Below are 15,372 nucleotides of genomic sequence, written 5' to 3' on the forward strand. Positions count from 1 at the left end.
CTCTTTTATTAAGTAACTCTTTGGAGGCTTAGGTAATGACACTGTCCTCTTTCCTATTAATTAAAGTCTAGCTTTAAAAGAAATATAAGGTGAAAAAATCCGCTTTTGCAAAGTTTAATGATGCACATAGTTTATTATTTTTTAATATATATATACATATATTTGTAATTTGCATTTTATTACATTAAAAGGTGGTTGGGTTAATGAGTACTAAAAAATTAAAGTTTCTAATCCTATTAGTGATTTTCTTTGTGGTTTTACTATTGGGGCTCTATTCTTTTGGTGACATTAAATATTCATCTAAAGGCGGGCTTTCTTATGCTGAAAAGAAAGCAGATGCAGAATATTTGATGAGCTTTCTCGAGAAAACTTATCCTTACTTTGATGAAGTAAAGGCAACTACAGGACAAGATCTTCTTAAAGAAAAAAGTAAAATAATAAATTCAATTTCAAAAACCTCCTCGGACAAAGAATTTTATTTCCAGATAAAAAAAGTCCTTAGAAGATTTCTTTATGGGCAAATTAATCTGGGCACAGATAGCAAAAGTGATTCCTACCTTCATTTAGATAAAGTCCTTGAGAATCAAAGGAAGGGTTATTTTGATAAACTGAGTGTAGCAAAACAAAAGTGGGCTCCTATTCAAACGGAATATATAGACAGTTTAAGTAAATCCTTTAAATACACTTGTAATATAGATGCAATGTATATCAATGGAAATTATTATATAACTATGAGCCAAAATCCAGAAGTTCACCTTGGTGATGAAGTAGTTGGTGTAAATGGTATGCCTGTAGAGGAATATTTAAAAACTATTCCAAGTGATAAGATGTTTACCTTCTATGATTATACTCGTGATAAATATGTAGCTCACCACCTATTTTGTTTTGAAAATCATATTCCCCAAAATGTAATTATTAAAAATAGCAATGATGAAGAAAAGAAGGTACCCATTGCTTCTTATACCTCTACAGAACCAGTATTAGAGGATGGGTTCAAGTCCGTTGGAACTAATTCTACACCTGCTAGAAATAATAAAGACCAAAGTAATTTCTTAAATATCTTTGCGGAAAATAAAATAGTCGCTTTAAATTTTTCTCAGCTTAGTGACGATGCTAATAATGCAGAAGAACTAGATAAATTATTTACCGTACTAGATGAAAATGATTATGTGGTCCTAGATCTTAGGGGAAATTCTAAGGAATCCTTAGCAAGAGATATTCTAACTTTTGTATTGCCTATGAACTCAAACTGTTCAAATTACAACATAATGGAGAAAAATGAAATTAATGATGCTTTCATTGAGCATTACAGAATAAGCAATCACCCCTTTACTACTGAAATTACCTCCCCAATACCTTCAATAGAAAAACTATATCCTTTGTCTAAATATTATATTATTAAAAATAAAACAACTGACTTCAGCGGTGTGAATATTCAAAAAGGAAGGGTTTTTATTTTATATGATAACTCAGTTTCTAGTGTGATAAACAATGAAATACTCAAAACAGCAATTGATGGAAATTACTGTACTGTTATAGCTAATAACAAATTCACTTTGATGGATTATACGGATAGTTCTTTAGCAGCCTCAGTAATTCTTCCAAATTCTAATCTAATTGTAACTGCTCAAAACGTAAAAGTTGTAGATAGTAATGGAACTTTTATTGAAAAGGCAGTAGTTACACCTCAAATGATAATAAAAGAGGATACTGCTAAAATAATAGATAAGTTAAAAAAAGGTGAGGGTTATAAATTAGAAATGCCACTAGAAGATAGGTATACTAGTAAGGATGAATATTACAATGAAGTATTAAAACTAATAAAATAATATTCCTAATAGGTAAAGTTTGTCTTATCACCTCTTAGTACCATAGATCAATTAAAATAAATTTGCATATAAATTAACAGCTGGGTAACTTTTTTTTAAAACAAGAGAAGTATCAAGAAATAAAAGCCTTGGTACTTCTCTTGTTTCATGTATAAGATTAAGTTACTCATTAATATGGTTATGGAACATTCACTTGTTCCTTCCCTCTCAGGATTATATCAGCCAAGGCTTCTGCATTTTTATAATAATAATCAAAGCCTTCATCTCTTTCTATAGCTTCATTATTTAATTCTCTTTCAATAAATTCAATGCACTCATTTAAACATGAAAGTATTACATCCCAAATAAACTGTTTATAATTAGGTTTATTTATTAATCTTTCATAAACGCCTTTTACAAAAATCTTTCTATATTCATCGGTCATGTAAAATGGAAAAGGAAAAAACTGCTCTGAACCATGGCTTATCAACCGAGCAATATCTAAAGAGTAAGGCATAACCCCTGCAAAAGCCCAATCTATTAAAATTATAGAACCCTTATTTTCTATTGCATTGAACTGCAAAAAATCCCCGTTACACACTGTTCTTGGACATACTAACTGCCTATCTAAAAAAACTCTATAGGCAGAAGATAACTTGGGCTCATTTTTAAGGCATTGTGCTCTTTTATTAATTCTTGTCCAATATCTTTCAAATCTATTATCCAGCTTATTCTCTTGGAAGCCGCTTTCTTGCCAGTAAGTATTGAATATTTTAGCAAGGCTTTCAGCACAACCATGTGCCATACCTTCATTAAAGTTTCTTAAATCTTGTCCCTCAATATATTCTATTAGTATCCACTTAGTATTATCAACACATGTCCAGCCCTCTAACTTTGGTACAGGCAGTTTTTTATTTAATAGAAATTTTTCATAAACCTCTATTTCATTATCCTCTGACTTCTTAAGAATATATATTTCCTCTCCTGATATTATCTTATAAACATTATAAACCCTATCTACACCTTCCCCATCATCATGGAATTGTTCCATAGATAGCTTCTCTGTAGTTTCTGGTTTAATCTTTGCTAAGATACTCTTAAGCATATCTATCTTATTTTTACCTGTGATTTTCTCTGTGTATAATCCCCTCATGTTTTCCCTTCTTCCCACATAAACCTAGCATTCCGTTAATTGTGCTAGATTTGTCTTGCTCTTTACTTTTACTTTGTTCTATAAGAATTCTCTCTTTGCTCTTTCAATAACCCCTTGAATAAACTGATCCTTACCACTTGTATAAGAAGACCTATCTTCCTTAAACTGCTCCGCTAGCTTATCCTTAAGATCAGAATACTCCTTTGCCACTTCGCTATATTTTCTTAGATAATCTCTAAATAAAATATTATTATTCCACTCTTTACCCATCCATTGGACTATGTGAATGTGATGAGTTCTTTCCTCCTCAGACCCCTTTACAAATAAAATTCTTTCCTTAGTGCTTGCATTAGGTCTATGAATGTATCTCCCCTGCTGTAGTTTTTCAATAATTATCTCTAGGTCATTAAAGTTCTTAACTCCAATTATAATATCAATAATTGGCTTAGCCTTAAGCCCTTCTACTGAAGTGCTACCTATATGTTGTATATCTGTGAGATACTCTTTTATTAAATTCTTAAGAGTTTGTTCTTCTATTTGATATAATTTATGCCATTCATTCGTATATTCTTCTAGTTCTACATGTCCTCGCTTTAGCCCTATCATTACTTTCTCTCCTTTGCTAATTATCAACTTATTCTTTTTCCAATAATAAGTTGTAGTTTTCTACTACAAGTCTAAGTCCTTTAAAAGCTCCCTTGCCAATTCCTCATCTTCTTTTACCACTTGTATTTCTATGGGGATCATAAATCTTGGCATATTCATGAGATGCTCACCCTTTATAAAATGGGTTATGTCTTCAGATTCCAAAATTGACTTAGCTAAAGGCACTAAGAAATAATTAGTAGTGGTAGCAACTGTTATTAATTCTCGATATTCAACTACTTCATCTTCCGTTATATGCTGCTTTTCAACTAATGCTTTACCACAATTAGGACATATTTCAATTCCCTCTATATACTCTGCTTTACATTTATTACAATACATTTACTTAGCCTCCCTAATGTATTTACTTAAGTGAGTTTATTTGTTATATTCCATAATGAATTAGGTATTTATTTTTTGGTATGCTCTTATTATTAGATTTATTAATGTTTCAAGTTCCTTTGAATTGTAGGTCATCATTGACAAGTATACAGTTATATTTCTTTGGTTCATAAGTATCATATCTTTCCTTGTGCTTAATCTTATCTATTATGCCAAATTCATGAGTAGCCAAAAGACCCCTCCTCTACAATTAAAAACTTATATGCCATAACAATAGTTTACATGAAAATTATACCATTTATTCCATATGCTTTGATAGTCTATTCTAAACTAAAAAAGGAAGAAGCCTAGCTCCTTCCCTAATTGCAGTTATAAATCATAAAGTGTTCATAATTTGTTAATCTCCCCAGGGGTGTTACTCACAATTATAAATTACAGTGTGAACTTTGTTTTCTAATCTATAAATTTTCTCAATGTCTTCTGTAATGATGTCTTCTATACTATCCTTCATAGAAAATTTAACTCCTATACCACAATTTGAGCTTAACTTTCTTGGTACTGGCATGGTTTCATTGTTGATTCCCACAGAATTTAGGTATCTATGATATTTAATGGCTCCAGAATGAGTGAAAAATATTGCAATATATTCCATTTATTTTGAAGCCTTTAATAGATAATCTTCATTGATATTTTTAACTTCTACTCTAAATCCTGCATTTTTTAAGAATCTCATTACATTTTCTTTAGCTGTATTATTGTCTACTAAAATTTGAAACCCTCCAGGGTTACCTTCTGCTGTCTTTTTTGCTATTATCACTGGTTGAGGGCAACTCATCCCTCTTGCATCTACCTTAGTCAACAGAAACACCACCTTTAACCTTGAAATTCATAGTTTTTTCTATATTGAAGTAGGAAATAAGCCCCAGTATTACAAAGCCTATAATTACAGCTATCTTGCCATTAGCTGTTGGTCCTTGTGCACTAGCTGCTAGTTTGAAGTTGTGTGCAAAGGCTGCTCCAACTACCATTCCCATGATAGTTATAGCAGAGTCCACATTTCCTTCTCCTGCTAGAATAAGTTGTCTTAGTGGACACCCCCCTAAAAGTACAGAGGCCCAGCCTGCAAGAGCCATACCTAAAAAGTTCCATAAGCCATCTGCATGAGCTATTGATTGTTCAGCGAATCCTAGTTTAAAATATCCTAATATTAAGTTTCCTATTAAAGTAAATACAAAAATGGCAATAAACCCTGATATTAAATAAGTATCTTTAAACATGATTAAATCTCTTATTCCGCCAACCATACAAAGTCTTGTTTTTTGAGCAGCAACTCCAATAATTAATCCTGCAGCTAATGCTATATAAATTGGAGCATGCTGTGAGCCTGGTCCTTTTTGGCTTAATATTATAAAAGCTGGTGATATTATTGCTAGTGCTAGTAAACCTACAGAAATTAATGGTAATGCATAACCTTCAATGGTAGTTTGAGTATAATTTCTTTTTAAGCTAAAGCCTTTATTTAAGAATTGAATTCCTAAGAATATTCCTGCTGCAAAACCTAGTAATCCAACTAAGGCATTTAGGTCTCCCCCCGCAAGTCTTAATACCATTCTAAGTGGACATCCAAGGAACATTAAAGCTCCTACCATTACAACAAAACCAAGAATTAACCTTAAAAATGGAGAAGATCCTCCCTTTACCTTAAATTCTTTTGATCCTAAAGAAATTAAAAAAGCTCCAAGAATCATTCCTATAATTTCTGGCCTAATATACTGAACCACTTCTGCTCTATGTAATCCAAGTGCTCCAGCAGTATCCCTTATAAAACATGCTACACAAGCTCCCATGTTTCTAGGATTTCCAAAGTAAACTAATAAAACAGATAAAATACCTATGATTGCTCCAGCAATGATAATGCCTCTTTTTTCTTTCATATCTTTACTCTCCTTTTATAATATGTTAATATTTAACTATACATATAAATTTTAACATATACTGTGTTAAACCTTAAATTGCAATATATAATAGAAATTTTTTATCTATTGTTTCTCATAATTTTGTCATATTTATAAAGGAGGGCTAATATGAATAGGATTTATTTGGACAATGGTGCCACTTCCTTTCCAAAGGCTCCTGGAGTTGTAGAGAACATAACAAAATATCTTGTAGATATAGGTGGAAATGTTAACAGAGGAGCTTATGATGCTTCCTATGAAGCTGAAAATATAGTTTTTGAAACTCGAGAATTACTATGTAAGCTATTTAATTTTCATAGAGCTGAAAATGTAGTATTTACTAGAAGTATCACTGAAAGTCTTAATGTTATATTAAAGGGATACTTGAAGAAAGGTGATCACATAATTATTTCCTCCATGGAACATAATGCAGTGATGAGACCTCTTAGGTCTCTCGAAAAACTAGGAATAACTTGTTCAATTGCAAAATGCAATACTCTTGGAGAATTAGACCCTAACTGCCTCCCCTCACTAGTTAAACCAAATACTAAAGCAGTGGTGATGACCCATAGCTCAAATGTGTGTGGAACTATTCTTCCTTTAGAAGAGGTAGGAAGATTTTGCAAGGATAATAAACTTATCCTTATAGTAGATTCAGCCCAAACTGCAGGTTTTTTAGATATTGATATGAACAAGATGAATATAGATATTCTCTGTTTCACAGGTCATAAAAGCCTTCTTGGACCCCAAGGTATTGGTGGTTTTTTGATTAGGGAGCACCTTGTTGAAAAGGTTTCACCACTTATTGAAGGGGGAACTGGAAGCTTATCTGAATATGAAGTCCAACCAGAGTACATGCCAGATAAATTTGAAAGTGGAACTTTAAACATTCCAGGCATATACGGACTTAATGCCTCCTTAAAATATATTTTAAATGAAGGCATTAAGAACATAAAAGCTAAAGAATTAGAGCTAACACAAGTATTTTTAAAAGAAGTAAGTAAAATTCCTCAGTTAGATATAATAGGACTTAAAACTATTGAAAATAGGACTGCAGTGGTATCACTAAATTTTGCTCATCAAGATAACGGCGAAATAGCTCATCTGCTTTCCAAGGACTACGGAATATCAACTAGATGTGGACTTCATTGTGCACCTTCTGCCCATAAAACTCTAGGAACTTTTCCAGATGGAACAGTAAGATTCAGCTTCAGTAGCTTTAACACTAGTGAGGAAGTACATTACACAGTAAATGCTATAAGAGCAATTATAAATACTTTTATTTATTAAACTTAAAACATTGTATAGTATTAACAACTTAAGATTTCATGATGAATTTCATCCTCATACCCTTGGTTCTACTTTGTGGCTAAGGCTGGAATTGTAAGTCTTGGACATGCTTCAAGTTGCCTTATTATATTTACACCACAAAAAAATTTGAAAGGAGAATTTTAAAAATGAGCAAATACGAAGATGCAATGAAACTTATGGAGGAACTTTGCGGAAATGGCAAGGAGGAGGTTATTGCACTTGCCACAATATCATTATCCCCAAATGCTTCCGGCAGTCCTCGCCCTGCTGCCCGTATGGTTTGTGCCTATTATGAAAATGGTATGTTTTATGTTTCTACAGATGCAAAAAAGAATAAAATGCTACAAATTGAGAAGAACAATGAGGTTTCTGTTGCGGGGTTAGGTTGGTACACTTTCCACGGGAGGGCTGAAAACCTTGGTTGGGTTAAAGACGAGAAGAATGCAGAAATCAGAGCTAAATTTAAAAAAATCTTTGGCTGGTTTGATGAAGTTGGTGATGAGGACAACCCTAACTCAATCGTTCTGCGTATCACTCTCACAGAAGGTATAATTATTGACAACGCAGAAAAATACGGTGAAAAGAAGTATGAAATTAACTTTATCGATAAAACAGTTAGGCATCTGAAATAAATAACAAGTCAAAGATGTGAAGGCTATTTTGTAATAGACAAGGAAACAGGTTCCGCAGATAGTGGGGCTATCAAAGGGTTCTGTTGACGCAGTATAGCACAAAATAGACGAGCAGATTGACTTATTTATTTTTTGAAGATGCCTTAAGTAAAATATTACTTATAATTTGTTTCCTTGATTCAAAATCCATATAAATTATATTGCTAAACAGCTAAGAAAAAGCGCTTCTACAGCTAAGAAAAAGCGCTTCTACAGCTATTTGCCACCCATTGATTAGCTAATTATTAATATAAGTTATATAAATAAGATACACCTTCTCAAAAGGTGTATCTTATTATTTGGGCAGAGTAATAAGCGCTAAACAAATTTTGCTCATGATTTTCATATTTTTCCAAAGATTAATCTTTAACCACTGCTCTTCTAATTAAAAGAAATATAAATCCTGAAAGTATTACTGCTATAATAAAGAAACTAAAAACTGCAGCATAAGGATTATAATCATTAAGCCCAAAAGCATTCACTAAGAAATTTCCTACTCCATTCCAAAACTCTTTTGGAAATAAGTCATGAAAGTTACCAATTAAAGTTATTAAAACAAAAGGGGCTACTGAGATTATAACCTTTAAAACAGTGTTACTTCTGTAGTATATCAGGTTTATAAAAATTCCAAGATTAAAGGTCATGGTGTATAAAAACACTAAAAACAACACAGTTCCAAACAATGTGCCTAAACTATTACTTTGACTCCAAACACTTTGTCCAAAGCCTTTATCATATAACATGTCATACATAGTAGGACATACTACAAAGAGATTATACATTCTATTTAGTATTACATCTGCTACAGCCATTAGTGCTGCTATTGGTAAAGTACTTATCATTACCCCCTTAAAAAAGGTTTTTCTTGTTATATTATTCCCTTGAGTAAACTTAAAGCTATTTTTAAAGGAGTTTAGCCCTGCAATAAAAATAAATATTGCTGTAGAAAACTCTACCCCTGAAGACCTAATCTCGCCTCCATTAGTGCCTGCTAACAAGGTCATTGATGCAAATATAACTATTATAATAGCATAATACACCTTTATTGAATTTAAAGCATCAAAGAACTCATACTTTGCTACCTTTAAACTTTTCATTGTTAGTTCCCCCCTTCGTTAGTTAAGTGGATAAATAGTTTTTGAAGTTCCACTTTATTAATTTCTAATTCTAAAGAATTAATTGTTTCTCTATCTTTTGCTGAAAGTTCACCAAGAATTGTAGCACTTTTAAAGCTTCCTAAAACCTCTGTATTAATAGGGTTTTTATCCTTTATAAATTCATCTACCTTACTGGCTGCTCCAGCTACAGAATAGGCTCTTTCTAATAGGTTCTCCACACTGTCATCCACTGCAATGCCCTTATCCTTTATTATAATTACTCTTTCAAGGATATCTGAAATTTCTTCTATAATATGAGTAGATAAAATTATGGTCTTTGGCTTATCAATAAAATTCTGTAAAAGCTCCTTGTAAAATAACTCTCTATGGTTTGCATCTAAGCCTAATATTGGCTCATCAAACATTAAAACTTCTGCATTAGAAGCTAAAGTAATTATAAGCTTCATTATAGAATTTTGGCCTGTAGAAAGTGCCTTAATCTTCTTATTTGTATTTAGTGAAAACTTTTTACTTAATGCCATGGCATATTCCATATCAAAAGAAGGATAAAACTCTTTAGTCCACACAAAGGCTTTGCCTACCTTCATTGCTTCAGGATAAAGGTCCTTCTCTGTCATATAAAACATTTTTCCTATAGCCTTATCATTTTCAAGAACGCCCTCTCCATCTATGGTGATTTCCCCTTCTGTTGGGAATAACCTGTTATTAATCAGATTTAAAAGAGTGGTCTTTCCTGCTCCATTTCTTCCAAGGAGTCCATAAATTTTATTAGGTTCTATTTTAAGTGATATATCCTTTAAGGCACAAAAGTCTCCATAGTATTTTGACATATTCTTAATTTCTATTACACCCATGATTATTTACTCCTCTCTAACATTTTAATAATTTCATCAATAGAAATATTTAGTTTTTTACCTTCTTCAATTAAGGTTTCCACATAACTTTTATAAAAGCTTTCTCTTCTTTTGTCCATTAACTTTTCCTTAGCCCCCACAGTAACAAACATACCTACACCCCTCTTTTTATAAATGATACCTTCATCAACTAATAAGTTATACCCCTTTCCAACGGTGGCTGGATTAATCTTATAAGTTACAGAAATCTCTGTAGTAGATGGTATCTGAGTATCTTCCTCATATATACCCTTTAATATTGAGTCTTCAACAGACTGTGCCAGTTGCAAATATATAGGAATTTCACTATTAAAATCTATTTTCACTTCATCACCTCATTGGTTAATTACTTATATAACTAAGTATATGACCTGGAATTTACTTTGGCAACTACTTTTATTGTAATTTACATTTTGTTAATATTTTACACATTATTTATCTATGCCATTTAGTGAGCTTTTACATGCTAAGTTTTAATTTATGGTTTCATATTACCCTCTCATCCTAATGAGTTAAGGAGTAAATTTATTGTCAATATGTTGTTAGCTATACTAATCATTATTAAGGCAAAAAAATAAAAGGTAGTCCTGTTAACTACCTTTTAGCTCATTGTATATATGATTTTAAAAATTATTAGGATTTATTTCATTAAGGTTATGCACCCTAATACTAATTTTTACTCCATATTTGCTATATTAATAGTTATCTCTACCACTATAACTATAGCTTCTTAGAATATTTCTAAAACAAGTGCTAATCCTACTCTTCTATTGCTATTTGACCTACTTCTTCCTTTTTACTATCTATTAAGCAAAGTCTATACATTAAAATTGCTGCTAAAATTGAAATTCCACCAATAAATAGCCATAGATTTCTAATGCTTGTATACTTAACATATAGTCCTGCAATAATAGGTCCTACCATAAAGCCTAGCTTTCTTATTATTGGGAAAATAGAATTGAATCTTCCCCTATGTGAAGCTGGTGTATGCTCTGCGATATAAACATTGGTGTTAGTAGAAATTAAAATTTCTCCTATAGTCCAAATCATTGTTGAAAGAATAAATAGTGGGTAACCATTAATAAAGAACATCATGCCAAAACCTGTAGCGTAGAAGATTCCCCCTACTGCAATGCTTAAAGAAGAGTTTAACTTTTCTGTAACTGCAGTTAAAAACATTGGAATTATGCTGCACATCACTGCGTTTACTGTCATTAAACTTCCAAAAATAGTTGCAGATTTCTCCCCGAAAACCTCTCCAATTTGAAGAGAAAGTCCGAAATTGAATTGAGAGAACACTATAAAGTAAATAACAATTATAAAAGAAAATAATAGTAAGGTAGGTCTTTTGATTAAAGCTTGAAGAAGAGTCCCTTCCTCTGCCTTTTCTAGCTTATTTACCTTAAGTTTTTGAATTTCATCTTTAGATGGCATAGTCTCCGGTATAAAGAAAGCCACCAAAATCACTGAAATAAAGGTTGTAAGAGCATCACCTAAGAAAAGCCACACTAAATAGTTGTTATATAAAAATCCTGCAAGTAAAGGCCCCACAGAAAATCCTATATTTAATGCCATATATTGAAGAGAGAAAGCTGTTTTTCTTTGTTCTCCCTCTGTAATATCTGTAATGATGGTGCTGTAAACCGGAAGAGAGTATCCTCCTAAAAAGTTTGATAGTATAAGTAAAGTTGTTAAAATAATTGGATCTTTAGTAAAGGCACATAGGAGTATTGCTATAGCTGAGGTTGTTCTAAAAATAATAAATATTTTCTTTCTTCCTATGACATCAATTAGTTTTCCCCCATGAGCAGAAGCTATTAAGCCCACAAAACTGTTTACGGCTACAATCACTCCTACAACTCCTACATTCATTCCTATAGAGTATGTTAAAAACATGGTCAAAAAAGGTGCCACAAAATTACCTAAGTTGTTTATTATAGATGCAAAGAATATAATGTAAACACTCATAGGTAAATTTTTATAGGGCACAAATAGTTTCTTTAAGTTATTCATTTCCCCATCCCCATTCTGTTAATAAGGCTTCCCCCAATTCCCTTTATAAATAAACTTAACCTTGAGAGTTTCATCAACATAGTTTTCTATAATTTAGATTCTTACTATCTGAGATTACTTAATCCTTTAAAATAGCTTCTTTCCAACTATTTTTAAGGCAAATCCCCTTCAGCATTAACTCCTAGATTTTAGTATCTTTTCTAAAGTTTCAATGTGTTTAACCCTATTACTTATTATATCAGATAGAATTTCATAAGTCTTTGTATAAGTATCTTTTATATCTTTTACAAATCTTCCTTGAATATCAATGAGCAAGGAATACATATCTTTTTCTAGATTTAAAGAGAATTTTATATAATCCCCTACATTGTCAAAACTTACTTCATATTCTTTTTTGTTATACTGATTTATTAAAAAGGAAATTTTATCATAAGTCCAAAAATCAATTTCCTCAAGCTCTATGTTCTTAAGCTCTTTATTTAAATCTTTATAATGTTTAATAGTCTTATCTATATTTTTTATTAAAACTTTTGACATTATCTTTATAGAAGAGTGTTCCTTCTGCTGCTTCCCTATATTTTCATACAGCTTTTTTCTTCTTTCCTCCATATCAATGGATTTATTTATTAAGTCAATTACATTATACGCCATTTTTACACCTTCCAACTTTAAGTCTATTTATATATTACGAAAAAACACTTAGCTTTTATGGGGTACTTATTTATAAATATTAAATATTATTTAGAATTTCAATTTCATTAAATTTATTTAACCCTTACATAGTATTAGTTAAAGCCTCAAGTTTAATTAAAATTATAACTTGTTTACACTCATAAAAAAAACAACTTCTTTATTATAACTGGTTAAAGAAGTTGCTTTCCAGTTTATTCTTTACTAATCTTAATATATTTTCCGAAGATTCCTCTTAATCCTCCAAAAATAGTTTCTAATAAAATTATCGTTCCAAGAAAGTGCCAAATATCCCTAAAAATAAACTCTAAAATTTCTAACATAATCTTCCCCTATTAACTCCCATCTATTAAATATTTAATAAATTTTATTCCCCTAGAATTTTATTATTCCTATAAATTTTATTTTTTTAATTATAGGAAGTCCTATAACCTATTCAAATACCACTGAAGCTTTGGTTCATATATAAGTTTTACTTAGCTCGCTTATTAATTAAATAGTGTTAGATAGTGATTATTCCTATTCAGAAGATAAATCAATAAGTATTTCTTAATTAGACTTAAGTTAAAAGCTAGAGTAAAGACCTTTACTCTAGCTTTTAACTATCAAACTATTCTTATCTACGTAAGAATTATACATAATACCTCCTATAATGATAAGTCCACCTAGTACTTTACCTATAGAAATGTTACCTAAGGTTAAGTAATCTATAAAAATTCCTGTGAAAATTTGCCCTATAAAAATTAACACCGTTGAATATACTGCTGATATTTTAGGTATCACTATATTTGAGGCTACAACTACAATTACTCCTACAAGACCTCCTAAGTAAGCATAAAATGGTATCCCATTAAAACTACTCATTTCAAATTTTCCTATAATCGCTAGTAAAGTCATTATAATTAAAGTTACTGTTAATCCTATAATATAGTTTATAAGCCCACCTTGAAATGCTCCTAGCTTTTGTCCTAAATTTGCATTAATAATAATTGAAACTATTGTTAGTCCACCACATATGAACGCTAAAATCATATATATCATCTTATCACTCCTTATTTATATAGTCATCACAATTATACCTGCTAAAATTATTCCAAAACCTATTAGCTTTTTCTTTTCAAATTTATAAACCTTCATATAAAACAATCCGAAGTGGTCAATAAGAGCTGCTACAAGCAATTGCCCAAAAACTCCTAAGGCTAGGGTTAGGGATGCACCAAGTTTCGCATAACATAAGTTATTTAAAAATACCATAATTACTCCTATCGCTCCACCACTAAACAGGTAAAAAGGTATATTTTTCTTTAATACCAACTTCTCTCTTTTCGCAGCTAAAATAATTGTCAATGTTATAAGTCCCACTACATGAATTACCAATAATGAAAAATAACTACTTAAATAACTGTTCAATATTCCATTGAAACTTACCATGACAGTAATTAAAACACCAATGAGTATTGCATAAAATTCATTCATAAAAAACCTCCATATTAATTGTTCTTCTTAGAAACTAAAGTCAAAGCTTTATTCACTTTCACTTTTATCAAGCTTAACTTGTACCTTTCATTAAGAAATAAAGTTAACTCCTATACTGAAATTGCATAGTTTATATAAAAAGTAAAGTTTTGCGCCTCTTATAGTTTTATCATATCAAATAATAACCTATTCAATATATGACATATGTCATATACTATTACATATAAATAAATTTAAATATCAATTTACAATGTATGTAATAATAAAAGTACTCTTAAATTTCAACCTCCAACCACTTGCACACAATGCCTAAAACCTAGGGTTTCTTATCCTAGTGTTTGTCGAATTTATTGAAAGTGGTTATATGCTATTTCATTATGAAAGGGGCACCTTATGAAGAAAATAAATGATAGAGACAAATTAAGGTTTTATATAGAAAAGTATAATATAAACAGTATGTTTACCATTGATATGTCTTCTTATATGGATTTATACCTATTTAATAAAGATGAACATATATATAAGGCTGGCTGCAAAATGGAATACTTCTACTTCTTTGTGGAAGGTAAATCTAAGGTCTATATTCTTCTAGCTAATGGAAAATCTCTGCTCTTAATGTTTTGTAATCCTTTAAGAATAGTTGGTGATGTAGAATTTTTATACTCTGATATTGCAACTTGCAACCTTCAAGCCTTAACTGAGTGCCTATGTATTGGTATTTCTCTTAAAAATATAAGAAAATATGCTGCTAATGACCCCACTTTCTTAAGGCACATGTGTAGAAGTCTTGGGGAAAAACTCACTAACAATTCTATTTTAAGTTCCATAAATCTTCTTTATCCTTTAGAAAATAGGCTTGCAAGTTACATTTTAGCTATTATTCCACAAGGGAAAACTTCTCCCGCTGAGCAGCTATTCACTCAAAAGCTCACAGAAGTGGCTGAGCTTCTCGGAACAAGTTATAGGCATTTAATTAGAGTTATAAATTTACTCTGTGATAAGGGCATTATAAAAAAAGAAAAAGGTGCAATTAAAGTTATAAATAGAGGTGAACTTGAAAATCTTGCAGGAGATTTATATAGTTAGAATTGGTATGGAGCTTAGAGTGTTTTATGAATCTAAATCCTACAAATAGGACTTTAATATATAAACTTACTTGCTCTTCGTAGTGAAAAATTCTTAAATATTAATATGATTTTTTATAACTCATATTCCGAATAACTTAATTTTCCAATTAAGCAATTAATTTTCTGTATATTTTTCAGTTCAATTTGTCTATGATTTTTATATAAACCAT

Annotated in this window: 19 protein-coding genes; 4 read left to right on the plus strand and 15 right to left on the minus strand. The window is 31.0% G+C overall.

The window, feature by feature from the left end:
• Positions 1 to 203: 203 nt before the first annotated feature.
• A complete protein-coding gene (locus tag J2Z44_RS14165; protein ID WP_209649708.1) occupies positions 204 to 1,829 on the plus strand; it encodes a hypothetical protein in 1,626 nt (541 codons plus the stop codon).
• Between the two features lie 178 nt (positions 1,830 to 2,007).
• On the opposite strand, the gene J2Z44_RS14170 is transcribed toward J2Z44_RS14165, so the two are convergent.
• The 7 genes from J2Z44_RS14170 to yedE all read right to left on the minus strand — a co-directional run bounded on the left by J2Z44_RS14170 (position 2,008) and on the right by yedE (position 5,882).
• A complete protein-coding gene (locus tag J2Z44_RS14170) occupies positions 2,008 to 2,961 on the minus strand; it encodes a phosphotransferase (RefSeq protein WP_021282344.1) in 954 nt (317 codons plus the stop codon).
• Between the two features lie 78 nt (positions 2,962 to 3,039).
• Complete coding sequence (locus J2Z44_RS14175; protein ID WP_209649710.1) at positions 3,040 to 3,567, minus strand: GrpB family protein; 528 nt, start codon at positions 3,565 to 3,567, stop codon at positions 3,040 to 3,042.
• 63 nt (positions 3,568 to 3,630) lie between these two features.
• Positions 3,631 to 3,948, minus strand: coding sequence for a putative signal transducing protein (locus J2Z44_RS14180; RefSeq protein ID WP_021282341.1), 318 nt, complete (start codon positions 3,946 to 3,948; stop codon positions 3,631 to 3,633).
• A gap of 109 nt (positions 3,949 to 4,057) precedes the next feature.
• Positions 4,058 to 4,180 carry a hypothetical protein gene (locus J2Z44_RS21860; RefSeq protein WP_021282340.1) on the minus strand — a complete coding sequence of 41 codons (123 nt, stop codon included), beginning with the start codon at positions 4,178 to 4,180 and terminating at the stop codon, positions 4,058 to 4,060.
• A 183-nt stretch (positions 4,181 to 4,363) separates the two neighbouring features.
• Entirely contained in the window at positions 4,364 to 4,600 is a 237-nt protein-coding gene (locus J2Z44_RS14190) for a putative Se/S carrier protein (RefSeq protein WP_021282339.1), read from the minus strand.
• Complete coding sequence (locus tag J2Z44_RS14195) at positions 4,601 to 4,807, minus strand: sulfurtransferase TusA family protein (protein WP_021282338.1); 207 nt, start codon at positions 4,805 to 4,807, stop codon at positions 4,601 to 4,603. It lies immediately after the preceding gene.
• On the minus strand, positions 4,800 to 5,882 hold the full coding sequence (gene yedE, locus J2Z44_RS14200) for a YedE family putative selenium transporter (protein WP_021282337.1): 1,083 nt from the start codon (positions 5,880 to 5,882) through the stop codon (positions 4,800 to 4,802). Before yedE ends, J2Z44_RS14195 begins: the two co-directional genes overlap by 8 nt.
• 150 nt (positions 5,883 to 6,032) lie before the next feature.
• On the opposite strand from yedE, the gene J2Z44_RS14205 reads away from it, so the two are divergent.
• Together J2Z44_RS14205 and J2Z44_RS14210 are read left to right on the plus strand one after the other, a co-directional pair.
• Complete coding sequence (locus J2Z44_RS14205) at positions 6,033 to 7,193, plus strand: aminotransferase class V-fold PLP-dependent enzyme (RefSeq protein WP_021282336.1); 1,161 nt, start codon at positions 6,033 to 6,035, stop codon at positions 7,191 to 7,193.
• Positions 7,194 to 7,360: 167 nt separating this feature from the next.
• Positions 7,361 to 7,846: a pyridoxamine 5'-phosphate oxidase family protein gene (locus J2Z44_RS14210; protein WP_021282335.1), complete on the plus strand. Its 486-nt coding sequence runs from the start codon at positions 7,361 to 7,363 to the stop codon at positions 7,844 to 7,846.
• Between the two features lie 398 nt (positions 7,847 to 8,244).
• Here J2Z44_RS14210 and J2Z44_RS14215 read toward each other — a convergent pair whose 3' ends face one another.
• The 8 genes from J2Z44_RS14215 to J2Z44_RS14245 all read right to left on the minus strand — a co-directional run bounded on the left by J2Z44_RS14215 (position 8,245) and on the right by J2Z44_RS14245 (position 14,075).
• On the minus strand, positions 8,245 to 8,982 hold the full coding sequence (locus J2Z44_RS14215; protein WP_021282334.1) for a hypothetical protein: 738 nt from the start codon (positions 8,980 to 8,982) through the stop codon (positions 8,245 to 8,247).
• A gap of 2 nt (positions 8,983 to 8,984) precedes the next feature.
• A complete protein-coding gene (locus J2Z44_RS14220) occupies positions 8,985 to 9,857 on the minus strand; it encodes an ABC transporter ATP-binding protein (RefSeq protein WP_209649713.1) in 873 nt (290 codons plus the stop codon).
• A gap of 2 nt (positions 9,858 to 9,859) precedes the next feature.
• On the minus strand, positions 9,860 to 10,222 hold the full coding sequence (locus J2Z44_RS14225) for a GntR family transcriptional regulator (RefSeq protein ID WP_017414804.1): 363 nt from the start codon (positions 10,220 to 10,222) through the stop codon (positions 9,860 to 9,862).
• A 433-nt stretch (positions 10,223 to 10,655) separates the two neighbouring features.
• Positions 10,656 to 11,909, minus strand: a complete 1,254-nt coding sequence (locus J2Z44_RS14230) for an MFS transporter (protein WP_021282332.1) — start codon at positions 11,907 to 11,909, stop codon at positions 10,656 to 10,658.
• A 174-nt stretch (positions 11,910 to 12,083) separates the two neighbouring features.
• Positions 12,084 to 12,560 (minus strand): hypothetical protein, encoded by a 477-nt coding sequence (locus tag J2Z44_RS14235; protein ID WP_021282331.1) that lies wholly within the window; start codon positions 12,558 to 12,560, stop codon positions 12,084 to 12,086.
• 233 nt (positions 12,561 to 12,793) lie between these two features.
• Entirely contained in the window at positions 12,794 to 12,922 is a 129-nt protein-coding gene (locus J2Z44_RS21865; RefSeq protein ID WP_021282330.1) for a hypothetical protein, read from the minus strand.
• 268 nt (positions 12,923 to 13,190) lie between these two features.
• Positions 13,191 to 13,640: a DMT family transporter gene (locus tag J2Z44_RS14240; protein WP_021282329.1), complete on the minus strand. Its 450-nt coding sequence runs from the start codon at positions 13,638 to 13,640 to the stop codon at positions 13,191 to 13,193.
• A 15-nt stretch (positions 13,641 to 13,655) separates the two neighbouring features.
• Positions 13,656 to 14,075, minus strand: coding sequence for a DMT family transporter (locus J2Z44_RS14245; RefSeq protein WP_021282328.1), 420 nt, complete (start codon positions 14,073 to 14,075; stop codon positions 13,656 to 13,658).
• A gap of 393 nt (positions 14,076 to 14,468) precedes the next feature.
• Here J2Z44_RS14245 and J2Z44_RS14250 point away from each other — a divergent pair, with 393 nt between their 5' ends.
• A complete protein-coding gene (locus J2Z44_RS14250) occupies positions 14,469 to 15,161 on the plus strand; it encodes a cyclic nucleotide-binding domain-containing protein (protein WP_021282327.1) in 693 nt (230 codons plus the stop codon).
• Positions 15,162 to 15,372: the final 211 nt, after the last annotated feature.

This window comes from Clostridium punense (genome assembly GCF_017874425.1).
Taxonomy (GTDB): Bacteria; Bacillota; Clostridia; order Clostridiales; family Clostridiaceae; genus Clostridium_J; species Clostridium_J punense.